General features: G+C 39.1%; 23 protein-coding genes and 1 pseudogene. 15 read left to right on the top strand and 9 right to left on the bottom strand.

What is annotated here, in order from left to right; translation table 11 throughout:
- Positions 1-90: 90 nt before the first annotated feature.
- A complete protein-coding gene (locus AB3I27_RS07295; RefSeq protein WP_002293798.1) occupies positions 91-1,032 on the bottom strand; it encodes a 2-dehydropantoate 2-reductase in 942 nt (313 codons plus the stop codon).
- Positions 1,033-1,157: 125 nt separating this feature from the next.
- On the opposite strand from AB3I27_RS07295, the gene AB3I27_RS07290 reads away from it, so the two are divergent.
- The 6 genes from AB3I27_RS07290 to AB3I27_RS07265 all read left to right on the top strand — a co-directional run bounded on the left by AB3I27_RS07290 (position 1,158) and on the right by AB3I27_RS07265 (position 8,801).
- The gene (locus tag AB3I27_RS07290; RefSeq protein ID WP_104760098.1) at positions 1,158-2,279 is read left to right on the top strand and encodes a glycerate kinase; all 1,122 of its coding nucleotides are present in this window, start codon (positions 1,158-1,160) and stop codon (positions 2,277-2,279) included.
- Between the two features lie 257 nt (positions 2,280-2,536).
- Complete coding sequence (gene eat(A), locus AB3I27_RS07285; protein WP_002334914.1) at positions 2,537-4,039, top strand: ABC-F type ribosomal protection-like protein Eat(A); 1,503 nt, start codon at positions 2,537-2,539, stop codon at positions 4,037-4,039.
- 66 nt (positions 4,040-4,105) lie between these two features.
- On the top strand, positions 4,106-4,633 hold the full coding sequence (locus AB3I27_RS07280) for a histidine phosphatase family protein (RefSeq protein ID WP_002320007.1): 528 nt from the start codon (positions 4,106-4,108) through the stop codon (positions 4,631-4,633).
- 211 nt (positions 4,634-4,844) lie between these two features.
- On the top strand, positions 4,845-5,906 hold the full coding sequence (locus AB3I27_RS07275; RefSeq protein ID WP_002306097.1) for a DUF871 domain-containing protein: 1,062 nt from the start codon (positions 4,845-4,847) through the stop codon (positions 5,904-5,906).
- Positions 5,907-5,908: 2 nt separating this feature from the next.
- Complete coding sequence (gene murQ, locus AB3I27_RS07270) at positions 5,909-6,805, top strand: N-acetylmuramic acid 6-phosphate etherase (RefSeq protein WP_002306098.1); 897 nt, start codon at positions 5,909-5,911, stop codon at positions 6,803-6,805.
- Between the two features lie 13 nt (positions 6,806-6,818).
- Positions 6,819-8,801, top strand: a complete 1,983-nt coding sequence (locus AB3I27_RS07265) for a glucose PTS transporter subunit IIA (RefSeq protein WP_002308350.1) — start codon at positions 6,819-6,821, stop codon at positions 8,799-8,801.
- 69 nt (positions 8,802-8,870) lie between these two features.
- Here AB3I27_RS07265 and nrdI read toward each other — a convergent pair whose 3' ends face one another.
- Positions 8,871-9,317, bottom strand: coding sequence for a class Ib ribonucleoside-diphosphate reductase assembly flavoprotein NrdI (gene nrdI / locus AB3I27_RS07260; RefSeq protein ID WP_002308351.1), 447 nt, complete (start codon positions 9,315-9,317; stop codon positions 8,871-8,873).
- Positions 9,318-9,526: 209 nt separating this feature from the next.
- Between nrdI and AB3I27_RS07255 the strand changes: the two genes are divergently transcribed.
- Positions 9,527-10,951, top strand: coding sequence for a basic amino acid/polyamine antiporter (locus AB3I27_RS07255; RefSeq protein ID WP_002306103.1), 1,425 nt, complete (start codon positions 9,527-9,529; stop codon positions 10,949-10,951).
- 176 nt (positions 10,952-11,127) lie between these two features.
- Here the strand turns inward: AB3I27_RS07255 and AB3I27_RS07250 are convergent, their stop codons facing one another.
- The 3 genes from AB3I27_RS07250 to AB3I27_RS07240 all read right to left on the bottom strand — a co-directional run bounded on the left by AB3I27_RS07250 (position 11,128) and on the right by AB3I27_RS07240 (position 13,284).
- Positions 11,128-11,901: an ABC transporter permease gene (locus tag AB3I27_RS07250; RefSeq protein WP_002312143.1), complete on the bottom strand. Its 774-nt coding sequence runs from the start codon at positions 11,899-11,901 to the stop codon at positions 11,128-11,130.
- On the bottom strand, positions 11,898-12,803 hold the full coding sequence (locus AB3I27_RS07245) for an ABC transporter ATP-binding protein (RefSeq protein ID WP_002334911.1): 906 nt from the start codon (positions 12,801-12,803) through the stop codon (positions 11,898-11,900). Before AB3I27_RS07245 ends, AB3I27_RS07250 begins: the two co-directional genes overlap by 4 nt.
- 160 nt (positions 12,804-12,963) lie before the next feature.
- Positions 12,964-13,284, bottom strand: coding sequence for a multidrug efflux SMR transporter (locus AB3I27_RS07240; RefSeq protein WP_002308356.1), 321 nt, complete (start codon positions 13,282-13,284; stop codon positions 12,964-12,966).
- Between the two features lie 472 nt (positions 13,285-13,756).
- On the opposite strand from AB3I27_RS07240, the gene AB3I27_RS07235 reads away from it, so the two are divergent.
- Both AB3I27_RS07235 and AB3I27_RS07230 read left to right on the top strand, forming a co-directional pair.
- Positions 13,757-14,443, top strand: coding sequence for a DUF969 domain-containing protein (locus AB3I27_RS07235; RefSeq protein ID WP_002308360.1), 687 nt, complete (start codon positions 13,757-13,759; stop codon positions 14,441-14,443).
- Between the two features lies 1 nt (position 14,444).
- Positions 14,445-15,389 (top strand): DUF979 domain-containing protein, encoded by a 945-nt coding sequence (locus AB3I27_RS07230; RefSeq protein ID WP_002308361.1) that lies wholly within the window; start codon positions 14,445-14,447, stop codon positions 15,387-15,389.
- Positions 15,390-15,568: 179 nt separating this feature from the next.
- Here the strand turns inward: AB3I27_RS07230 and AB3I27_RS07225 are convergent.
- The 3 genes and pseudogenes from AB3I27_RS07225 to AB3I27_RS07215 form a co-directional block, all read right to left on the bottom strand.
- Positions 15,569-16,254 (bottom strand): annotated as a pseudogene (locus tag AB3I27_RS07225) (putative bacteriocin export ABC transporter).
- Between the two features lie 7 nt (positions 16,255-16,261).
- A complete protein-coding gene (locus AB3I27_RS07220; RefSeq protein ID WP_104760097.1) occupies positions 16,262-18,298 on the bottom strand; it encodes a bacteriocin-associated protein in 2,037 nt (678 codons plus the stop codon).
- A gap of 91 nt (positions 18,299-18,389) precedes the next feature.
- Positions 18,390-18,845 (bottom strand): lactococcin 972 family bacteriocin, encoded by a 456-nt coding sequence (locus AB3I27_RS07215; protein ID WP_235688739.1) that lies wholly within the window; start codon positions 18,843-18,845, stop codon positions 18,390-18,392.
- A 234-nt stretch (positions 18,846-19,079) separates the two neighbouring features.
- Here AB3I27_RS07215 and pcp point away from each other — a divergent pair, with 234 nt between their 5' ends.
- The gene (pcp, locus tag AB3I27_RS07210; RefSeq protein ID WP_002287081.1) at positions 19,080-19,724 is read left to right on the top strand and encodes a pyroglutamyl-peptidase I; all 645 of its coding nucleotides are present in this window, start codon (positions 19,080-19,082) and stop codon (positions 19,722-19,724) included.
- A 78-nt stretch (positions 19,725-19,802) separates the two neighbouring features.
- Positions 19,803-21,080 carry a hypothetical protein gene (locus AB3I27_RS07205; RefSeq protein ID WP_002334907.1) on the top strand — a complete coding sequence of 426 codons (1,278 nt, stop codon included), beginning with the start codon at positions 19,803-19,805 and terminating at the stop codon, positions 21,078-21,080.
- A gap of 42 nt (positions 21,081-21,122) precedes the next feature.
- On the opposite strand, the gene pnuC is transcribed toward AB3I27_RS07205, so the two are convergent.
- Positions 21,123-21,872 carry a nicotinamide riboside transporter PnuC gene (gene pnuC, locus AB3I27_RS07200; protein ID WP_002308371.1) on the bottom strand — a complete coding sequence of 250 codons (750 nt, stop codon included), beginning with the start codon at positions 21,870-21,872 and terminating at the stop codon, positions 21,123-21,125.
- Positions 21,873-22,203: 331 nt separating this feature from the next.
- Between pnuC and AB3I27_RS07195 the strand changes: the two genes are divergently transcribed.
- The 4 genes from AB3I27_RS07195 to AB3I27_RS07180 all read left to right on the top strand — a co-directional run bounded on the left by AB3I27_RS07195 (position 22,204) and on the right by AB3I27_RS07180 (position 24,063).
- Positions 22,204-22,584, top strand: coding sequence for a VOC family protein (locus AB3I27_RS07195; RefSeq protein ID WP_002313429.1), 381 nt, complete (start codon positions 22,204-22,206; stop codon positions 22,582-22,584).
- Between the two features lie 95 nt (positions 22,585-22,679).
- Complete coding sequence (locus tag AB3I27_RS07190; RefSeq protein WP_002313430.1) at positions 22,680-23,189, top strand: hypothetical protein; 510 nt, start codon at positions 22,680-22,682, stop codon at positions 23,187-23,189.
- A 76-nt stretch (positions 23,190-23,265) separates the two neighbouring features.
- Positions 23,266-23,445, top strand: a complete 180-nt coding sequence (locus AB3I27_RS07185; RefSeq protein ID WP_002308376.1) for a hypothetical protein — start codon at positions 23,266-23,268, stop codon at positions 23,443-23,445.
- Positions 23,446-23,499: 54 nt separating this feature from the next.
- The gene (locus AB3I27_RS07180) at positions 23,500-24,063 is read left to right on the top strand and encodes an N-acetyltransferase (RefSeq protein ID WP_002320003.1); all 564 of its coding nucleotides are present in this window, start codon (positions 23,500-23,502) and stop codon (positions 24,061-24,063) included.
- Position 24,064: the final 1 nt, after the last annotated feature.

The raw sequence follows: 24,064 nt of genomic DNA, 5'->3' as shown, positions 1-24,064 counted from the left end.
ATGAGAATTGTGTTTTTCTTTTTGATCTTTCATGGGGGTAAAAAAATGAGAACCAGCTGCTGATCCAGCTGATTCTCATCAGAGAGCCTTTTATTCTGCGCCAAGGATTCCTTCTTTTGCATGGACTAATTGGGTCAAAAAGGCACAATATGGTGTAGCAATATCATATTTTTGTCCTTTTCGCCAAACGGCACCATTGATGTAGTCGATTTCAGTCAAACGATGGTTTTTGATCAGGTCTTGGTACATAGATGGGTAATGCAACCCGATGTTGTCAGGATCATAAGTAGAAGCAATATGTTGGTACACTTCTTCTTGATCTAATGTGATTCCTTCTTTTGCTGCGATAGAAGCAAACTCAGATACGATCGTTCGAACCATGCCCTCTGCCGCTTTTTGCGCACCTAATTCAGCAATATTACAATCCAATATCGTGCATAATCCATTTAATGTTCCGTTTACACAAGCTTTTCGCCAAATGGAATAACGAACATTATGACTATAGATTGGATTCAATTTTGCTTCTTGAAAGACTTCTACAACTTTTTTTGTAAATGCTTCGCCTTCTGGTTCCAAGTTCTCTAGTTCGATTTCTCCATCACCTAATAATGTGACTTTTCCGGGACCAGCTAGACCAGCTGTCCACATCGTGATCCCAAATAAGATATTTTTCTTTGGTACATATTTTTCCAGTACATCTTCATGACCTAATCCATTCAGTAAACACAAAACATAAGTATTCTCAGTAATAATGGATTGGATCGAACGAAACATATCATCTAATTGATTCGCTTTTGTCAAGGCTACGATCAAATCCACGTGTTTGTTGCTTTCGATGATTTCTTCTGGTGAATAGATTGGCAGTTTTGCAACTACTTCTTTGCCATTAAAGTCAGCAATCAATCCATTTGTACGAATGGCTTCAATGTGAGCAGGCCAGCGATCGATCAAGACGACCTCATTTCCGCTTTGATGCAACATTAATCCGATTCGGCTGCCCATTGCTCCGGCTCCAGCTATTGCGATTTTCATGTTTTTTCTCTCCTTTATTCAATGAGTTCCCTTTTAGTATATAGAAAAACAGAAGAAAATAGCATTGTTTTGTTTGAAAAAAGTGAAAAAAAGTGTCTTACTTAAGAAGAAAGTGAGGGATATAGATGGATATTTTGGCGGCAATCGATTCATTTAAAGGAAGTGCTTCTTCATTTGAATTAAATCAGGCAGTTCTAAATGGTTGGGAAGACCGTAAAGGAAGAAAAATCAATGTGCCGATTGCAGATGGCGGAGAAAATACTGCAGAAGCAATCTATTACGCGCTCGGGGGAACCTGGCGTACGATTGATGGGATGGATCTCTTATTTCGTCAGCGAAAAATCAGTTATTTATTGACGAACTGGCAAGGAAAAAATACCGCAGTCATTGAATCTGCACAAGTATTAGGATTAGATTTACTTGATAAACCAACGGATCAAACCATCCGACTTGCTTCTAGTTATGCCTTGGGAGAGCTTATCAAAGATACACTGCTTCAAGAAGTGGAACAAATCATTGTCACTTTAGGAGGAAGCGGATGTAGCGATGGTGGTCTAGGATTACTCCAATCCTTGGGTGCTTCTTTAGAAGGGTACACAGAAGGAAATCCTTTGTTATCTACTAGAAAACTTCATTTGGATCGAAGGAACGTTCTTGTTTCTAAAGTAAAAGTGATCATCGCTGCAGACGTGACCAACCCATATACAGGTCAACAAGGAGCTGCTTGGCAATTTGGAAGACAAAAAGGAGGAACGGATACGACGTTAGCTTTCTTGGATAAACAAGCTGAAAAGATTGCTCAGCAGATAAAAGATGTTTGGGAGGTGGATTTAGATGACATCCCAGGAAGCGGAGCAGCAGGCGGTATTGGCGGAGCCCTTTTTTTGTTAGGAGCGAAGATGGTCTCTGGTTTTGAGTTGGTCAGCCAAATCACTGGATTAGAAAAACAGATCGAACAAGCGGATGTCATCATTACAGGAGAAGGGCGGATTGATCAGCAAACAATCCACGGAAAAGTTCCATATGGCGTAGCAGTGCTTGCAAAAAAATATCGAAAACCAATAATCGCTATTTGCGGAAGTAGAGACCAAGAGATGGAAGGACTCTCTGATTTTCTCCCCATTGTCTTAAGCATTCAATTAGGACCAATCGATTTAGAGGAAGCAATGGAACACAGGCAAACATTAGAAAAAACAGAAATCTTAGGACAGACACTCAGCAGATTTTTCAACATTCTCCCGAAGTAGTTGACAAAAACAATTTCTTTATGCTATCGTAATTTCAAATATAGGACAAAGTGAGGGATCCGTGCATTGAAAAATTAAGTCGATTGATGAAAGCTGCATTCAGACTGTACCTTGTGGAGACAAGGGAGCAGTGTGCAGATTTTCGGGATTGGCTTGGTTCTTTCGATGTATGGGTCTTTTTGTGTGCCCCAACCCTTGCATCCTCTTTAGCCAGTTCTGAAAATAGGACTGGTCTTTTTTTACGAGGTGATGGAATAATGTCTAAAATCGAAATAAAAAATCTGACATTCGGCTATGACAGCCAAGGCACATTATTATTTGAACAAGCCAATCTAAACTTTGACACACAATGGAAACTAGGACTTATCGGACGAAACGGTCGAGGAAAGACAACTTTACTGAATATCCTGCAAAACAAACTCCCTTATCAAGGGCAAGTGATCCATCAGCAAGCGTTTGTCTATTTCCCGCAGCAAACAAAAGATAAAGAGCGTTTGACCTATTATGTGTTAAATGAGATTACGGATTTTGAGATATGGGAAATTGAAAGAGAGCTCCAACTGATGCAAACAGATCCTGAAATCTTATGGAGAGAATTCAGCACACTATCAGGAGGAGAGAAGACAAAAGTCCTACTGGCACTCTTATTTGTGGATGACACTCATTTCCCGTTAATCGATGAACCAACGAATCATTTGGATATCTCTGGCAGAAAACAAGTAGCGGCTTACTTGAAAAAGAAAAAACAAGGATTCATCGTGGTGAGTCATGATCGGGGATTTATCGATGAAGTAGTGGACCATGTTTTAGCAATCGAAAAGAGCCAACTGGAACTTTATCAAGGGAATTTCTCTATCTATGAAGAACAGAAAAAACTTCGTGATGAATTTGAAATAGCTAAAAATGAAAAATTGAAAAAAGAAGTCAGCAGGCTAAAGAAAACAGCAGCTGAAAAAGCAGAATGGTCTCGTTCCCGAGAAGGAGACAAAACAAAGAAAAAAGTCGGATTCATCGATACGGAATCTAGGCGAGTGAATAAAGGAGCAGTAGGCGCTGATGCTGCACGGACGATGAAACGATCTAAAGCAATCGTGAATCGGATGGAAACCCAGATCAGTGAGAAAGAAAAATTATTAAAAGATATCGAGTATATCGATGCTTTGACGATGAATAGCCAAGTGTCTCATCATAAACGGCTGTTAAGCGTAGAAAATCTTCAATTAGGGTATGAAAATCTGTTATTCGAGCCAGTTCATTTTACGATCGAACCTCATCAACGGGTGGCAATTTCAGGTCCTAACGGCGCGGGAAAGTCATCCATTATCCATTATCTTCTGGGGACATTCAACGGCAAGGTTGTAGGAGAAAAATCCCAGCCCAAACATTTGACCATTAGTTACGTACGCCAAAATTATGAAGACAATCGAGGGACATTGGCGGAATTCGCGAAGAAAAACCGAGTAGACTATCAAGCATTTTTGAATAATCTCCGAAAGCTTGGGATGGAAAGAGATGTTTTTCATAATAAAATCGAACAGATGAGTATGGGACAACGGAAAAAAGTGGAATTGGCTAAATCTTTATCCCAACCAGCTGAGCTCTATATATGGGATGAACCATTGAATTATTTGGATGTCTTCAATCAAGAACAATTAGAACAACTGATTTTGAACGTGAAACCTGCTATGTTACTAGTGGAACATGATCAAACCTTTCTAGATAAAGTATCTACTGAGATTATTTCTCTTGAGAAAATCTAAACCTTGTAATCTCAAAGACAACAAGGTATGGTTAAGGAGAACTTTGTCAACGAAGGAGAGAATCACATGCTTTATGTAACGAGACACGGAGAAACAACTTGGAACGCACAAGGATTAGTTTGCGGGCGAGCAGATGTGCCGCTGACTGAAAAGGGACAGATGCAGGCACAGGCACTAGCAGAAAAGGTAGTAGATTTGCCTGTTCCAATCACGAAAATCATCCATTCCCCTCTTCAACGAGCAAGAGATACAGCACAAGCAGTAGCTGATCGTCTCAATTTGCCGATGACCGCTGATGAGCGATTGGTAGAAATGGATTTTGGGGATTATGACGGACTGCCAAGCAAAGATGAAAACTTTCAAAAAGCGCGTTTAGCGTTTGCTGTACGTTTCCCAAATGGAGAGTCGGTCTTAGATGTGTACGCACGGATCGTTCCTTTATTGAAAGAATGCATGGAAGACGAAGAAAATGTCTACTTGTTAGTCTGTCATAATGCCTTGATAAGAGTGATCAATGCTTATTTTCATCCAATGCCTAATGAAGGGTTCTTTACATTCATGGTAGACAATACAGAATTAATTTCTTATGAGTAATTAGACTTTTGTGTTATTTAAATAAAATGTTTCAAGGCACTGCTTTTGCTTAGCAGTGCCTTTTTTGTGGCTGTGTCAATTCTTTTGGCATTATAAATCCAATTTTTAGAAATAAAATTTAATTATTTTAACAAAAGTATTGAAATTTTGTTTCTTTAGATATATACTCTAGTCATAGAAATGAAGACGGATACAGAAAAAGAGGGATAATATGTTTGGCTTTTCAATATTTATGAATGATTCTTTGTCAGAAGAGAAGAAACAGTATATCCGCCAAATGGCATCCAATGGCTTTGTCGGTATTTTCACTTCCATGCATATACCGGAAGATGATGTTTCGGCTTATCAAAATCGATTGATCGAACTAGGAAGCGAAGCGAAAAAGAATAAACTAGAGTTGATGGTCGATATTTCAGGAGAGGCATTGAAACGAGCTGGCTTTTCATTAGAAGATCTAACACCCTTGAAAGCAATTGGTGTAACAGGGTTAAGAATGGATTATCATATTTCTAATCAGCAGATCGCCGACTGGTCACATCAATTGAAAATCAGTTTGAATGCCAGCACGATCACGCCTAAAGATATCGATGAGTTGAAAGAAGCAGCGGCTGATTTCTCACAGATTGAAGCTTGGCATAATTATTATCCACGTCCTGAAACAGGGCTGGACAAAGAATGGTATCAGGAAAAAAATCAATGGCTCAAAACTCAAGGATTCCTTGTACAAGGCTTTGTACCAGGAGATACAGAGTTGAGAGGTCCACTGTATCAAGGATTACCAACTTTGGAAGAACATCGAGGGATCCATCCTCTGGCAGGTGCTCTTGATCTATTAGCAAGTAACACGGATATTGTTTATATCGGAGATGCAGGTCTGTCAGAACACGTTCAGGAGCAATTTGCTTCTTTCCAAAAAGAACAGACAGTCTTGCTCCATACGGAACCTGTAGATGAAGTTTTTTACGAATATATATTAGGAAAACATACGAATCGGCAAGATGATGCAAGAGATGTCATACGAAGCGCAGATGCGCGTTTTCGAGAGATTCCGCCAATCCCAGTAAGAAATACAGCTAAGCGTATGAAAGGATCTATTACTTTAGATAACGAAAAGTATTTGCGCTATATGGGTGAGATCCAATTAACTAAATATGATTTGCCAGCGGATGAAAAAGTGAATGTAGTAGCCAAAGTCATCAAAGAAGAACTACCGCTGATCAACCAAATCAAAGCTGGTATGAACTATCAATTTATAAGAAAAGAAGGAAGATAAAAATGAGCAAAATCAATTTAGAGAACCTAACAACGGAACGCAGAAACCAAGAAACTTTTGGATTAGATGAAATGAGTATTTCTCAAGCAGTCCAACTCATGAACAAAGAAGATCAGAAAGTGGCCGCTGCTGTTGAAAAAGAACTGACAAGTATCGAGCCAGTGATCGCCAACACGATTGAATCCTTTAAAAAAGGTGGTCGCTTGATTTATATGGGAGCTGGAACGAGTGGTAGACTTGGTGTATTAGATGCTGCTGAATGTGTACCGACATTCGGTGTAGAACCGGAAATGGTCATAGGCCTAATTGCTGGTGGAGAAGAAGCAATGACTGTAGCCGTCGAAGGAGCCGAAGATTCTTATGAATTAGGGCAAGAAGATCTAATCAAGCTGAATTTAACAAAAAATGATATAGTTATTGGTATCGCAGCTAGCGGTCGTACACCATATGTGATTGGTGGATTAGATTACGCAAAATCGATTGGTGCTGTTACAGGAACGATTTCTTGCAATAAACAAGCAGAAATCAGCAAGCATGCGGATTTCCCAATTGAAGTCGATGCAGGACCAGAATTTTTGACAGGCTCTACTCGATTGAAGTCAGGAACAGCACAAAAACTGATTTTGAATATGATTTCTACTATCAGTATGATCGGTATCGGTAAAGTATTCAATAACTTGATGGTCGACGTCAAACCAACAAATGAAAAACTAATCGAACGCTCAAAACGAATCATCATGCAAGCGACAGAAGCTGACTACGAAACAGCTGAAAAGTACTTTGAGGAAGCAGATCAAAATGTCAAACTGGCTATCGTCATGATTTTGACAAATAGTGATAAAGAGGCAGCTCAAGCAAAATTAGCTGAAGCAAACGGTTTTGTAAAAGGAACCTTATGAGGGGGAAAAGACCATGGCAAAAAACGAATTGACTTTGGAAGAACTGGCAAAACAAATTTATCAAGGAGCAGGCGGTATGGGCAATGTTGAAAGCATTGTCCACTGCATGACTCGTGTACGTATGAAGGTCATCAATGATGATCTTGTAAATGTCTCGGAATTAAAAGCGATTCCAGGAGTGCTTGGCGTAGTAGAGGATGAACAGCTCCAAGTCATCATCGGACCTGGGAAAGTGAACAAAGTAGCGCAGGAAATGGTTGACTTAGCAGGCGTGAAATTAGGAGAAAAACTTCCTTCTGCTAGTGCAACTACAGCAAGTTCTTCTGCATCTGGAAAAGACCGTGTAAACGAACGGGCACAAGAAATGAAAGCGGCACAAAAATCGAAACAAAAACCCTCTAAAATCAAATCGGTATTAAAAGACATCTCTAATATCTTTGTACCAATGATCCCTGCATTTGTCGGCACTGGGATCGTGGCAGGGATTGCCGCAGTTTTAGCAAACTTAGTCACAGCTGGAACACTAGACGCAGGAACATGGCAACAATATATCGATGTGATGAACATCTTGAAAAACGGGATGTTTAGCTATCTAGTTATCTATACAGGTATCAATGCTGCACAAGTTTTTGGTGCAACGCCAACGCTTGGTGGAGTTATCGGGGCTGTTGTGATGCTGACAGGGATGAATCCAGAAGCACCACTGAAAAACTTGTTTACCGGTGAAGCTCTTGCAGCTGGACAAGGCGGGATCTTAGGTGTTATCTTCGCAGTTTGGTTATTGTCAATCGTTGAGAAAAAACTGCATAAAGTAGTACCTGATGCGGTAGATATCATCGTTACGCCAACTCTTTCCCTGATTGCCATCGGTCTGATCGAAATTTTCTTCATCATGCCTTTAGCAGGGTTCATTTCTGACGGCATGGTCGGTGGGATCAACTGGGTACTTGGTGTTGGAGGAGCATTTGCCGGCTTCGTTCTAGGTACATTATTCTTGCCAATGGTCATGTTCGGACTACATCAGATCTTGACGCCAATCCATGTACAAATGATTGATGAAACTGGTCGTACCTTATTGCTTCCAATCCTTGCGATGGCCGGAGCAGGACAAGTGGGTGCAGCATTGGCATTATGGATCCGCTGCAAAAAAGACAAAGAATTAACAGAAATGATCAAAGGGGCTTTACCAGTCGGAATCTTAGGAATCGGCGAACCATTGATTTACGGAGTAACATTACCTCTAGGACGTCCATTTATTACTGCTTGTATCGGTGGAGGTATCGGTGGGGCAGTGATCGGAATGATCGGAAATGTCGGAGCAATCGCTATTGGACCTTCAGGAGCCGCTTTGATTCCATTGATCTCTGATGGTAAATGGTTAGGCTATATCCTTGGTTTATTGGCTGCTTACGCTGGTGGCTTCGTTGCTACATTCTTCTTCGGTATTCCTAAAGACCGTTTAGAAAAAGAAGAACTAGCGACCGAAACAGCCACAGTAAATGAAGTACCTGAAAAAGCAGTACCTCAAGCTTCAGCTGAAAGTGTGACTATCTTATCATCAGTTGCTGACGGAACAGTTGTTTCTTTAGATAAAGCAAGTGACCCAGTTTTTGCACAAAAAATGATGGGTGAAGGTTACTTTGTAGAACCAGAAAACGGACATATCTATTCCCCGGTTACTGGAGTAATAAGTTCTGTTTTCCCAACAAAACATGCTATCGGCATTACGACACCAAATGGCTTAGAAATCTTGCTTCACATGGGCATCAACACAGTTGACTTAGGCGGTACGCCATTCGATGTGAAAGTAACAGAAGGACAGCAAGTGACACCTGATACGCTTGTAGCAGAAGCTGACTTAGAAGCAATCAAAGCAGCAGACAAAGAAACCTCCATGATCGTCTTGGTAACCAATATGGATCGTGTAAAAAACTTTGTCTTGGAAAAAACAGGTAAAGCGAAAGCAAAAGCACCTGTGATGGATGTCAAAGCTTAATAAGAATAGAAACAATAGAGAACATAAAAAGAAGAAGCCGAAATTTATTTTTCAGCTTCTTCTTTTGTGTTATTTATTTTTTTCTGCCAAAATTTGATAAACGCGTGTCACATCAGATGGTGTTCCCCGTAATTCATAATCTGCCAAGAAAGGAAAGCCGAATCTTTGTGCGTATTGTTTGGCTGTCAGACAATATTGATTGTTGAAGTTTTTATTACCGCTACCGACTACACCAAGGCAAAGTTTATGATTGTCTTCGTATTCCAGATATTCGCGCATCGTTTCGGTCAAGATTTCTGTGTCACCGTTGTCTAACCCATTCCCGCCGTCTAAATAAGTAGGAACGAAAGTAAAAAATGGTTCTGTTTCTTTCGTAAAATCACTATTTTCATGGATTTCTTTTAAAGTAACTTCAGGATTGACAGGATCTTCTGCATGCATTTTTTCAGCATATTCTGCTAGATGTTTGGCAAAAGCACGCGTATTTCCTGAAATCGATATATATAAAATGTTCATGGATCATCCCCCAATTCTTTCCCTTTAGTATAGCATCTTTTTAAGTTTTTTGGTGGTGTAATTTGGAAAGGGACTAGGCGCTTTGCTTGTATAATGAGAAAAAAGTCGGTAGAATTATATTTCTATTAAAGTTTTTATTAATTAAGTAAAAATAAAAAAGGTTTGTTATACTTTTTGATAAAAGCGGTTTTACTTTGGAGGATGCTTACATGGATACAGAGCAACAGAAAAAAGGAATTGGTTTGATTCCACTTGCTGCCTTAGTGATTGGTTCAGCGATTGGAGGTGGCGTATTTGGTATTATGACGGACATCTCCGGATCGGCTGGTGGCCCAGCTATCTTCAGCTGGGTACTCGTAGGAACAGCAATGTTGATGCTCTCCTTATCGATCAATAATATCAATAAAAAACGTCCAGATTTAAAAGGCGGGATCTTTAGTTACGCAGAAGAAGGTTTTGGCCGTTTCGCTGGTTTTATCAGCGGTTGGGGTTACTGGCTCACATGCTGGTTAGGAAACGTGGCGTTCGCAACATTGTTGATGAGTGCATTAGGTTATTTCTTCCCCGTATTCGAAGGTGGTCAAAATGTGGCATCGATCGTGATGAGTACGATCTTCTTATGGGGATATGCATGGCTAGTGAATCGTGGAGTTGAAAATGCTAGCTTTGTCAATGCTATCGTCACATTTTGTAAATTAGTGCCATTATTTTTATTTATTGTAGTAGCTATCAGCACCTTTTCGATCCAACAATTCATTAATAACTTTTCTAGCGATATCATATTGAATGCGAATGGGCAGCCGATCCCGTTTTCTAGTCAAGTATTGAGTTGCATCATGGTGATGCTCTGGGTATTCGTTGGTATTGAAGGAGCTTCTGTCGTAGGTTCACGAGCAAAAAAACAATCGGATGTTGGGAAAGCAACGATTCTAGGAATATTCGGTTTGATCATTATTTACGTCTTGGTTTCCATGCTTCCATATGGCACAATGACGATGAATCAGCTGCAAACGATCAAAGCGCAACCTGCTATGGGATATGTATTTGAAATGATGGTTGGTAAATGGGGGGCGGTCGTGATCAACGGCGGTTTGATCATTTCTTTAGTTGGGGTTTGGCTCTCATGGACAATCTTGCCGATTGAAACAATGGGGAATATGGCTGAGGACGGACTTTTGCCTAAAGCATGGGGAAAACTCAACAAAAATGGGGCACCAACTTATGCTATCGTATTGACGACGTTATGTACGAATGTCTTTTTACTTTCATTATTATTCACTGACAGTGCATATAACTTTGCTTATACACTTGGTACAGCAGCGATTTTCTTCACGTGGCTTTTCTTAGGGCTGTACCAAATGAAGCTTTCTTATCAGCGGAAAGAGTGGGTCCAATTTTTAGTAGGGTTTTTAGCAAGTGCTTTTCAAGTATGGGCCATGCTAGTTGTAGCCTTTAATGAAGTGATGCTTGTTCTTGTTCTTTTCTTACCAGGTATTTATTTTTACCTCAAAGCACGTAAAGAACAAAACGAACCTGTACAACATATCCACTTAGATAAGATTTTACTTATCGGTGTGACGATGGTCGGAGTAATCGCAATGGTTTTATTTGCCACTGGGATGCTTCACGTATAGAAGTATAAAGAGAGGCTGTGAAGCCTGTGGTTTATTCAAAAAAGAAGCGGTGACAACATTCGTGTCATCGCTTCTTTTTTTGAATAAATGGTGTTCAAGAAGTAGCTTCTTCTAAAAATAAGCCGAAATTTCTTGAAACTGGCCACTTCTGTCACAACTTCTTTGTTAATGAACCATCATACATTTTTTCGCTTGAATACGAGGTATCCCAATGCTAAGAACAAAGCAATGTAAGCTAAATTGCCAAACAGCATTTGATTAGTAGAAAGATGAGTCAATTGCTTCATAATCTCTTCGTTGCCAATTTGGTTTTGCAGATTCAGCATACTGATTGGATTCCATTTGATCCACTCCCATTTTTGAATGAGTGCGATGAGGATACCAGATATGATTGATGAAGCAAAATAAAAGACGATCCCTGCTGAGATGGAGGCACCGGAACTATTGATAAAACAAGCAATCATCAACACTAAACTTAAAATTAGCCATAAACCGATATAACTACCCAAAGTATAAGTGAATAAGCTTTGGATCAGTGTCTGACCAGTAGAAATCTTCTCCGTAAAGGAAATCGAAGGGAAAAGGATCAGTTTCATCAACACGGTGACAATAATAGCTAAAAGGTATAAATAAATAGAATAAATAACTAATGTGATCCATTTACTTACTAATATTTCTCCTCGAGAATACTTTCGATAAAGGAGATTTTTCAATGTACCATATTGTGATTCCATTGAAATGATCGTACTTGCAGCAGCAATCATGATAAAGACAATCCAAGATGTGGCACTGAAAAGCTGAGCAGTCATTTCAACTGGATCAATGATCGTCGTGTATTTTTTGGCTAGAAGTGCTGTTCCTATGAGCAAAGCAACTAATAGAACAGATAAAACAGCAGTTGACTTTTTCTTGATCAATTTAAATAATTCTTGTTTTATAAGCAATGTCATTTTTCTTCTTCCCCCTTTACTGAATCCAGAATTTCCAATAGGGAAGATTCCAAATCATTCGTCAGATGCTGGACATCTGTCACATGGACATTTTCTGCAGACAATAACTGGATAACAGTTCCTAATAACTCTTCGTTTTCTTTTAGAAGCTTGATTTTATCAGGATCTTCCAAGGGATATCCAGCGTCTGTCAAGATCGTTCGAGCAGCTTGATCATTTGTCGTAGAGATAACGATGAAATCTTGCGCTGTTTGGTTCAATTCAGCCATTGTACATTGTTTGATGATTTTTCCTTGATTGATCAGGATCAGCTCATCGACCATTTTTTCAAGCTCGCTGAGTAAGTGACTGGAGATCAAGAAAGAGGTGCCCTGAGTAGCCAAGTCGGTAATGATTTTTCGCACATCTCTTGTTGCTTGTGGATCCAAACCGTTCATCGGCTCATCTAAAATAACGATAGACGGATGGTTCAGTAAGGCAAGAGCAATTCCCAATTTTTGTTTCATTCCCAGCGAGTAGGATTTCGCTTTTTTGTGAATGTATTTTTCCATCTTGAGCTGTTTCACGATAGTGTCGATAGCAGATACATCGTTTGTTTCAGAGAATAACTTCAGATGATCATAACCTGTTAAGAATGGATAGATACCCGGATATTCGATCAATGCTCCTACTTGTTCTAATCCTTTATGACTAGAGGGAGAAATCTCATTTTCACCAATACGGATCGTTCCTTCTGAGTAATGGATCAGTCCTAAAATAGCTTTCATGATCGTTGTTTTTCCAGCGCCATTAGGACCTACTAATCCAACGATTTTGCCAGGAGATAAGCTAAAACTGACATCGCTGAGGGCTTGTTTGTGACCAAAGTTCTTGGATAATTCTTGGACCGAAAGACTTTTCAAAAATATTCACTCCTTTTCTATAGATAGTACAAGCATACACCTGATGAGTAGAGAAGTCGCTAGGTCATTAGTCTTATTTTCTTGTTTTTTCATAGAAAGAGGAATATCAAATAAAAAGCCCCGCTTTTTCTGATCAGTCCTTGTCTGCTTGTCTAAGTATCTAGTGACCGCTAGTGATTTTGATGCCAATGATGCTGATGAGCAGCAACCCGACAAAGAACCAAGTGGAAAGATTCAGCTTATCATGAAACAAGACCACACCAATAATGACCGAACCAACCGCGCCAATCCCTGTCCAAATAGGATAAGAGAGACTCATCGGCAAACTTTTGATTGCCTTTGACAAAAAGTAAAAACTAGCAATCATTCCAATCACTGTGTAGAAAGAATAATTGACTTTGGAAAAACCATCACTCCATTTCATCATCGTTGACCAGAATACTTCCAAAATCCCTGCTATGATTAATTCCATCCATGCCATACTTACATTCCTCCTTAACTATAAAAAAATACACAAAAAGAGGAAAATCATCCCTTCAAAGACCTAATGGAATGATCATCCTCTTTATCCTACCCGGTGGCAGATCGTATATCTTTTTCTGTAGTATAGCACACCTACCAAGTTATCGGCAATCTGATTCTTCTTATTAAGGTGCATCAAGCATCGATGGATACATCATTAGCGGAAAAGAAAATAAATGCTTTTCAACAGCATAGAACTAATCTGTTATTTATAAATCATTTAAAAAAACGGTAACTGTTCCTTATTTTTATTTATTATCAAGCATTAGATTGAAAAAAGCTTTATCTTACAATAAGTAAGGTGAATTATATAATAAAAAAATAACGAAAAATATTTAAAAATAGTGTCTATTTCGTAAGAAAACAGCTATATTTTTTATGTGTTTTGCATTATAATTAAAAAAATATTGTCATTTTATGGAGGAAAATACATGGAAAATTATCTTAGCCTTTTAGGCGTCTTGATCGTTATTCTCGGGTTCGCATTTAAATTAGACTCGATATTGATCGTAATGGTTGCTTTAGTTGTGACAGCTTTGACTGGCGGTCTTGGCATTCAAGGAATGTTAGAACTTTTAGGCACAAGTTTTGTGAACAATCGTGGGATGGCGATTTTCATCATCATTATGTTGGCGACAGGAACACTTGAAAGAAATGGTCTGAAAGAATCAGCGGCTTCCTTGATCAAGCGATTCAAAAAAGTATCTGCTGGCATGATCGTAGATATTTATGGGATCTTTCGAATGATCTTTGCAGCTTTTAACGTGAGTTTTGGTGGAGTTGCTGGATTTGTTCGTCCGATCATTCTACCTATGGCATTGGGGACCATCGAATCAAAAGGGTTAGAAGTCCATCCGAAGCATGAAGAAGAACTAAAAGGGATGGCTTCAGCTATGGAAAATGTCTGCTGGTTCTTTGGACAAGTACTGTTCATCGGAGGAGCAGGGGCATTGCTAGTCCAATCCACATTGAAAGATCTAGGATATGACGTAACATTGGGACAGCTTGCTTTAGTGGAAGTTCCAGTGGCCATTACAGCTTTAGTCGTGGCAAGTGTCTACTTCTATCTTAAAGAAAAGAAGCTAGCGAAGAAATATTATTCAGGAAAGGGGCAATAAGATGGACTTTTTTACAAATCCTGATATTTTGTTAGGCGATAAATTATTGGAGATCCTTTATATCGTGATGGGACTTGTGTTGATTTACACTGGAGTAAGAAACTTAACAGATCAAACCAATCCTCATCGTTACGGCTCAGCCTTTTTCTGGACGGTTTTAGGGGTAGTTATTGCAGGAGGAAGATGGCTTCCGGCAATCGTGAACGGCGGCTTGATCTTTGCGATGACCATACCCGCGATTGCTAAGAGAGTCAGCAAAGGAGAAAGTCGGCTTCCATCAAAAGCATATATGGAAAAAATGTCAGACAAACTAGGAATGAAAATATTTATTCCAGCTTTGAGTATCGGTGTCTTTGCGATTTTGTTTGCTTTATTCACCAATTTAGGTGCTTTAGTCGGTGTGGGTGTCGGTGTTTTTGCGGCTATGCTGATCTTGATGTTCTTTTCTCGAGATAATCGCCCAAGCACATTTTTAGATGACGCAGCAGATATGCTGGGTACAGTAGGGCCGTTAAGTATGTTGCCCATGCTTTTAGCTTCTCTTGGTGCGGTATTTACAAGTGCCGGAGTTGGAACAGTGATTTCCAATGCCGTAGGTACGATCGTTCCAGAAGGAAATGTGAACATCGGTATCATCATTTACGCTCTTGGCATGGTGATATTTACGGTAATCATGGGGAATGCATTTGCGGCTATCACCGTGATGACGGTTGGTATCGGTGCACCATTCGTATTTAGCCATGGAGCGAATCCAGCGTTAATAGGAATGGTCGCGTTGACTTGCGGTTTTTGTGGAACCTTGCTGACACCAATGGCTGCTAACTTCAATATCGTGCCAGTGGCGATGTTGGAAATGAAAGATAAATACGGTGTGATCAAAAATCAACTTTTCATTGCTTTGTTCATGCTTGTTTTCCAAATTGCTTACATGATTTTATTTAAATAAAAAAAGAGGTTGGGACAGAAGTGGTCAGCTTCAAGAAATAAGAAGGAATTGACGAAAATGGCTTCTCAAATTTTTGTGGAATTTCGGCTTATTTTTCGAAGAAGCTACTTCTGGAACACCATTTATTCGGAAAAAGGAGGTGTGACACTAGTCACACCCCCTTTTTGTTTCTCTAATACTCAGGTCAGAGCGCTGATTTCACAACCTCTTTTTTAGTTTCCTGCCACGAATCTATCGAAAAAGAGCGTGGACTTTTTTCGATGATATAAGGATCATGGGTCACAACGATGACTGTTTTCCCTGCGCGATGCTGTTGGAATAGCAGATCCAAGATATGGTTACGGTTCTCGTTATCTAAAGAGCCAGTGGGTTCATCTGCTAGGATCAGTTCTTTGTCTTCTAGTAGGAGTTTGGCAAAAGCTAGGCGTTGCTTTTCTCCGCCAGAAAGACGATAAACTTTTGTTTTCAATGGATAGTCTAAGGAAACCTTGGCAAGAGCTTCTTGTTGCAGCTTGATTTTTTCTCTTCGTCTGGTCTTTCGATAGATGAAGGGGATGTTCAAATTGTCCATGATCGTTTCATCTTCAATCAATCCATGATTTTGGAAAAGATAGGAGATTTTATTTCTCCGTAGTAAAAGAGCTGCTTTGCTGTTGATTCTCGGCGCATTTTTTCCAAAGAGCGAGACCGTTCCTTCATCGAATGAATCAATGAGTCCCAAAAGATTCAATAGGGTGGATTTTCCTGCACCGCTTTTTCCGTGGATCGTCCAAAATTCTCCTTGATCGATCGACAAGGAGACAGCATTCAGGACAAGTTTTTGTTTGTAGGTTTTCGTTACATGATCTAATTGGATGAGAGGCATCAGGCTATCATTCTCCTTTTAATATAGTTGCTTTTTCTTTTCTTTCCAAACGGTGCAAGGTGAAGAAAATCATTCCCATCTCTAAGATAGAAAAAAGAATCAGACTTTGGAGCCAAGCAAAAGGCGCATCCATGAAAGTCGTATATAAAACCAATGCACCATATTGTATGAAAAACGGCAAGAAAATCATACGATAAGTTTTGATCATGGAAATACCATTCAATCGCCAAATCGTATATTTCTGCTTTTTGATCTTCAAAGAGATCAGCACGAGATAAGCAATCATCGTGATCAAAAGATAAAGTGCGAAGAGAATTTCCAGGCTACGTCGTTTGATTCCGAAATGTAAATCTACTTTTTTGATTTCTGAAAGCGGAGTAAGGACTGGGTAGTTGTCCAATAAATAATTTTCTTCCAGTACTTTTTTGATGGGTTCGAATGTTTTCTCGACCGATTGAGTGATAGGAACTTTGACTGGGTCGAAATATCCACCACCAGTAATGATTTGTCGGAGGTTTCCCGCACTGTTGTTTCTTGTTTGGACTTCGATGACATTCGGATAGTGAATGATTTCTTCATCTGGGTGGAATGTATGGATCTCTTGTTTGGACCGGATGAGATAAAAATCAGCTTGTGATTCATCCAGAAAGTAACCATGCAAATAATGTTCTTTGATTTCTTGGAACTGATTCTCCAATCTTTCCGGTACTAGAAAGACACGTTGTGTTTCCTCGGGAGAAATCGTTATTTTTTGTCCAGTTACGCTGATGATCGGGTATTTTTGCAAATAATTGACATTTACACAAATTTTGCGGTTGATTTCTTTTTCTTCCATAAAGTAACTGACTGTACCAATCAGTAGCATCCCGTTTTCTTCTAGATATTGATACAAGCGGTCTTGTTGGGCGCTTAATACATTGTTTTCGATACTGATGACTTCATGGTTGTTTTTCCCTGAATAGGTATTATAAAATACTGCATACTCAGAAAATTCATCCGGATACGTAGAAGGAAGAAGCGACAGATTGACCAGTTCGACAAGTGTAAGGACGCTTGCCAAGCACCAGACGAAGGCGATGGTCTTGAAGAAATAAAGTGAAAAAATAAAAGTTCTGGCATACGATTTCCTATTTAGATTCTCCACAAAAGAAGTGGTGCATAAGAAATAAACAACACATAGCAAACTAATGATAGATACGGTAAAAAAAGCGAATTGGTGGAACATGTTCAAAAGGAAAATCGATGGATCAAAAATTAGCTGGACCAAACAACACGATCCGAACAGGAAAAGTAGATGTTTTATCAGTACTTTATACAAGATCGTCGCACAAGAGAGTCCGTTCAATCGTAGGATCGATAACTTTCTTGCATTGTCGAATAGCCATAGAGCGGTGAATAACAGAAAGAAGACCAGACTGATAATAATCAAATTCCTCACAGGACGAAAATCAAGCAACATGATGGTTTCTGAATAATCTGTATATTGAAAATCCTGCACCGTGAATGAAGGTTGATAGAGTTCATTATACTTAGTCGTCAAGCTTTCGATGAACGCGGATACCTGCTCTGTATTTTGGCTCTCTACAAATTTCGTCGCTTCTTTAAAGGAAGGCAGCTCTATCAATGGATGATTGTTGAACGAAGCATAATTGATCGTATAGTGTTGGGTTGAGAGGTGTTTTGCTGAAGGCTGATTCAGCAGCGTTCTCAAATCAGGCTCATTGGAAAAGTAGTCGATCACGACTAAATCAACACTTGGGTCAGGCTTTCCGTTCGTGATTTTGGGTGTGAAATTTGTTTCACGAAAAAGTACGTTCAACTGTTCTTCTTCTGCCGTTTCGAGCAAAATGGTCAGATTTCTCGAAAAATTTTGTCGATCGTCTTGGATCGTTCGAGGTAGATCGAACGATTGGTATTGTTCAGGAAGTGAATAGCTGTCGGCGATGATTCTTTCTTGTGCCACCTCTTGGACATAAAAGAAAATCATAAATGAAAGGATAGAAAAAAGGACGAATAAATTCAACCGAATAAGTTTATTGTTCATGAAATGTGATCCTTTACTGTTAAAATAAGTAGCAATTTTTTAATGATGTCTGATGAAAACATCAGTGTAGTTACTTAAAGATGGATTACCATCAGCCGTAATACGCTAAGCCTGTGTGTTTGCTATCACCTACTACAGTGGCATAGGCATACATGTTACGGTCAGCATAAGCAGTATATCTTCTACCTCCAACCACTGCTGTTGCATAGTGGAATTTATCATAATGATTGAAATTTGACCAAGCTTGTTTGGTTCCCCATGCTACTCTCGGCCAACTATGCGTCCCGTATGTCCAATGTCCGCGGTGGATATGGACAGATCCTCTGCTTTCTAAAGGGGCATCCGTTATGAGAGAGGGATCTGTCGTGCCAATCACTTTCCCGCTATCATCCAAAATGACCCCGCCTGATCGAGGCATTTGTTCGGTTATCCGTATTTCGTTTTTTGAGTCTGTGACTGTGTCAGCATGTACTTCTGCTTGCACCATGCTAATGACGGTACTTCCTAAAAGAAGTCCTGTTTTGCAAACTGATGTTATTTTTTTCATTTCTTACTTCCTTTCTTCGATAAATGGTATAGGTGATATTTCCATCAGAAAATCTTTATTTTATAGTAAAATAATCCGCTTTCAAAGTAGTGGAACACTATTTTTTTATAAGAATATATTAAGTTTGCTCTGTTATGTTATTTAAACTCTTCTTTCCTTTATTTACGCAGTTCAAGGAAAATGGTAAGATAAAAGATAACCATATGTTAAATCAATCGGACGGAGGAACAACAGATGAAAGTACTAGTAACAGGTTTTGATCCATTTGGTGGGGACAAAGTGAATCCAGCCTATGAAGCAGTAAAGAAAATGCCAGATGAAATCAGCGGTGCTGAAATCATCAAAGTGGAAGTACCGACCGTATTCGAAAAAAGCAGTCAAGTAGTCAAAGAAGCCATCCAACAGCACCAACCAGATGTCGTGATCTGTGTCGGACAAGCAGGCGGACGGTCAGCAGTCTCGTTCGAACGTGTCGCAATCAATCTAGCAGAAGCAAGAATTCCTGATAATGAAGGAAATCAGCCATTTGATACGGCTTTAGAAGAAAACGGTCCAGCCGCTTACTTTACTTCATTGCCAATCAAAGCAATGACAAAAAATGTACAAGATCATGGTCTACCAGCGTACATCTCTTATACAGCAGGAACATTTGTCTGCAACGATATCATGTATCGTTTGCTTCATTTGATCGAAACGCAATTCCCTGCAATTCGCGGTGGGTTCATCCACGTACCATTCTCACCAGATCAAGTGATCGATCGTCCAGTGGGTACACCTTCTATGTCTCTGGAAGACATTGCTTCTTCTTTGACTTATGCAGTTGAAGCAGCAGTAGAAAATAAAGAAGATATTTCCGGGAATGCCGGAACAACTCACTAATTTAGCAAGAAACACTGGCTGGTTGCTAACGTTATGTTAGTAGCCAGCTTTTTGTAATTAGAAAGGAAAGAAATAGCCGTGGAAGAATGGCAATCCGTCTTTGAAGAATGGTTTCCAAAAGAAATCAACAAAAGCTATCCTATTAAGATCTCTAAACAATACACAAGCAGTCAACGTTGGGAGATCTATGCAAAATTAACAAAAAAACAGCGGGAACTAGTCGATAAGCACCGCCGATATCTAATCAGCTCTCGTTTTATGGAAGAACATTATTTGGCCGCAACAGATTGGGTGTTTTCTGACTTCAAGATCAATCCGTTTTTTCGAACAAAACGAAGCCAGCAAAAATTGTATTGCGAATGTGGGAGAGAATTAAAAGTGCAATATATCGTCAAATCGCCAAAAACCGGAAAGACCCTAAAGCTAGGTATCAACCACTTTGCCGATCACCTGCATGTTTCTCCGACAGTAGCAGCTTCGATCCATCAGGGAATGACAAAAGTCGATCTGGCCTTAGATGAATTATTATGGCTTAAGCAAAAGAATATCGATTTTCCTGAAGAACTATGGCAAAAATACTGTTTTGTCCTGTACCAAAATCGACGGATGAAACAGCCGTATTTACCGGATATAAAATTAGCACAGCGTCTCGCAGAATTTCGCCAAGCAGAAATGCCGATTTACATAGCGGATTATCAAGCATTGGAAAATGAAATCAAGAAAATCAGTGAACACATCAATGGGCAGCCAAAAAAGCGACAGATAAAGAAAGAACTGTTTGACGACTTTGCAGAAGAATTAGTAAAGGATGTAGAAGAATTCTTGAACAACTATCGCACATTTTTACGTAAAGATTGGCAATCCATCGTTTATGAAGAAGTGCCAGCACATCCTAATGCTTATTTTGAAACGTTTATTTCCGCATTGAGAAAGACAAAACGTCAGCGAACACCAGAAGTCATTGCCCAGATGGAATATTTTGCAAAAAAACAACGATTCATCCAACCAAAAATCTATCTATTTATTTGGAAGCAATATTGTCGCTATGGTTTTACGGAAGGGTTCTTCGACAGCATTCCTCGGATAGTCAGAAATGGTTTTTTAAAAGTATTGCGTAAAGAACGAGAAGCCGTACAATCTGCTGATAAGAAAGAGCACACAGTCTCAAAAGAAAAATGGCAGCTAGTAGTGAAGGAGATCCATTCCGGGAATGTAAAAGAGACGATCGACAAATGGAAAGGGAAACATTATCGTTTTACTGAAGCGCAAAAACAAGCCTTAGAATATTATCAGAAGTTAGAAGAATCACTGCGTTTCAATGATGAGGCAAGAAAGTATCTGAAGGAATTACTATAAAAAATAGGCTTTCTCTCTATTTTTAGAGAAAAAGCCTATTTTTTATGCGTGTTGCTGTGCGTTGTAGTATTCTTCTTCCATTTTTTGCATACGTTCACGTTCTTTTTGGTTATACCAAGGAGAAACGGTAAATGCAAGGACATCATTCAGCAAGTAAACAGAGCTGTTCACGAACATTGCCAAACTTGCAGATCCATGCGTAAATGAAATATACCAAAGGACCATTTGTGCAAGCCCTGAAGCTAACCACCAGTAATATTGGTTATTGTAACGCAAGAAACTGATGATACCAGCAGTCAAGCTAATGGAAAAAGCAATGGCATCTACCCATGGGCGAGGATCATCTGTATAACGACCAATCAGGAATCCTGAAACAAGATAGACAAGGAAAGTACTGACGATTGCGATAAACCAGCTTTTTCCAGTGAATTTTCGGATTTTTGAAGCCATATTATGATTCCATTCTTTACTTAACAATACGGGGATATCCAATGTGATCATATAAGCAATCTGTTCACCGATACTTAAATAGTTCTTTGCTGAAAATCCAACGATAATAAAACAAATCGCAGACAAAATACCTAAAATACCGTTGACTGATTTTGCCGCATTGATGGATAAAATACACAATACACCAAGCGTGGTACCGATAAATGTGATAACGGACAGCCAAGTGATGGGACTATTGACAAGAGTCATGACCTGACAGCCAAGACTGAAAAAGAAAAGATAATAATTTTGTTGCGGCCAGCCTTTTAGCTGATGAGCTAAAAACTGAAAATATGACTTCATGTATGAGGACTCCTTAAGACACTAAATGTAGTGTGTTCTGTATTTACTAACACAATCTATTGTATGCTTTTCTTGAAAAAAAACTAGTCTTTCAATTATAAATAATTTGTGTTATGATAATTTTCTGTTTGTTTTCTTGAAAATATAATTTCTTACTTTCATTTATTATATTGGGAACAGAAAGAGTGTCTTGGAGGACCTACTTTCTGTTTTTTTTTTGCCTTTTTTCTTATAAAAAGAAAAAACAGCTATTTTTTTCAAGCTGACACATTTACAATAGAGCTGGAGAATAAGGTAGATACGAATTTAAACGAAGAATAGGAGTGCTTATATGAACCTTACAACGATCCATCATGTAGCCATCATTGTTTCAGATTATCAGAAATCACGTGATTTTTATGTTAATAAATTAGGATTTGAAGTAATCAGAGAAAACTACCGCAAAGAACGAGATGACTATAAATTAGATCTGAAACTAGGAAGTGCCGAATTGGAGATTTTTGGAATTGCCAATGCACCACAACGACCAAACTATCCAGAAGCTTGTGGCTTGCGTCATCTTGCTTTCAAAGTAGACGATATCGAAGAAACAATTGCAGAATTGCATTCCCTAGGGATCGAATCTGAACCGGTAAGAGAAGATACGTTTACAGGTAAAAAAATGACGTTTTTCTTTGATCCAGACGGGTTGCCGTTAGAACTACACGAATAAAGATAACAAAATTGTCACTTTTTTTTCGTTTCATTCGATTTTTCGTTCGTTCATTTCTTGATATTCTTTTAAAAAAAGAAACAGGAGAATGAAGAATGAAAAAAATGATGTTTGGTGCTGCTGCCCTCATCGTAATATTGATTACCGGTATGACAGGATTGCTCAGCGCCGCTTTTCACTTGGATGATATTAGTGATCAAGAATATCGGATCTCATTGAACGAAGCAGCAGCAATCGCTAAAAAAGAAATAAAAAAACACAATATATCTTCTATCCATTTTACAGTGGAAAAAGAATTGGATAATCCTACGAATGCAACATATGAATACCAGTTTTTTTGTGAAGGACAAGTCATAGCAGTCAACCCGACCACTGGGAAAGCAACTGTAAGGAATCATACAGAAAAAACAGCAGAACCTCTATTTGACATAGAAAAAACGGAAGAGTTCAAGCAACCGCAAGCAGCGATGAAGGAAGCAGTTAGCTACTACGGGAAAAAAGCAAAAGTGAAAGAGTGGGCGATTGTAGTTAAAGATGAACGACCGTATTATCAAGTCCAATTAATTGATGGAAAACAGACTCAACAGGTATGGATATCTGCATAGAAAAAGGCTATCGCTTCTCTTTTTTTCAATATAAGAGTAAGCTAAGAGGGTAAAGATGAAAGGAAGTTGAGATAACATGGAAAAAATGAAGTGCCCTAATTGCGGAAAAAAATTTGCATACGAAGAAGTCAATAATGTAGTCGAACATAATGATAAAGAAATGCCAATCGTCTGCCCTTATTGCCGAACTGAAGCGGCAAGAATCGTTACTCATGGTTATTTCATTACTGAAAAGATAGAAGATTTTTTAAAATAACGATTTTGCGATTTCTTTTTCTGCATGTTAGAATGGAGAAAAGGAGAGGAAACTATGATTCGTTTTGCGAGAAAAGAAGATGCTCCAGAAATCGCTCCATTGATCTTAGTAATTCTAAAAGACATGGAATTGCCATTTTTGAAGCAGACAGGGGAACAAAAGACTTTAGAGATTCTAGAAGAAGCCATCACTGATCCAAATTATCGCTACAGTTATTCACGAGGTATCGTAGAAGAAATAGACGGTAAAGTTGCAGGAGTTGCTTACGGTTATACAGATGAAGAAGAAGCCATCATCGATCAGCCGCTGGTACCTATCTTAGAAAAATATCAGTTAGATGCGTCTACACGTTTGTTCATTGATAAAGAAACGTTTCCCAATGAATGGTATTTGGATTCTATCAGTGTATCAGAAGATTTTAGAGGGCAAGGCATCGGTTCACGATTATTAGAAGCATTACCTAAATTGGCGAAGAAAGCGAATCGCTCCGTCATCGGACTAAGTGTGGATGAAAAAAATCCAAAGGCTAAAAAATTATACGAACGCCATGGCTTCAAAGTGGTCGGTCAGCGGATGATCAGTGGTCATCTTTATGATCATATGCAAAAGAATATCTAAA

The sequence above is a fragment of the Enterococcus sp. C46 genome (assembly GCF_040887565.1).
GTDB lineage: Bacteria > Bacillota > Bacilli > Lactobacillales > Enterococcaceae > Enterococcus_B > Enterococcus_B lactis.
Note: the sequence above shows the minus strand (reverse complement) of the source record. Positions and strands in the feature narration are given on the sequence as shown.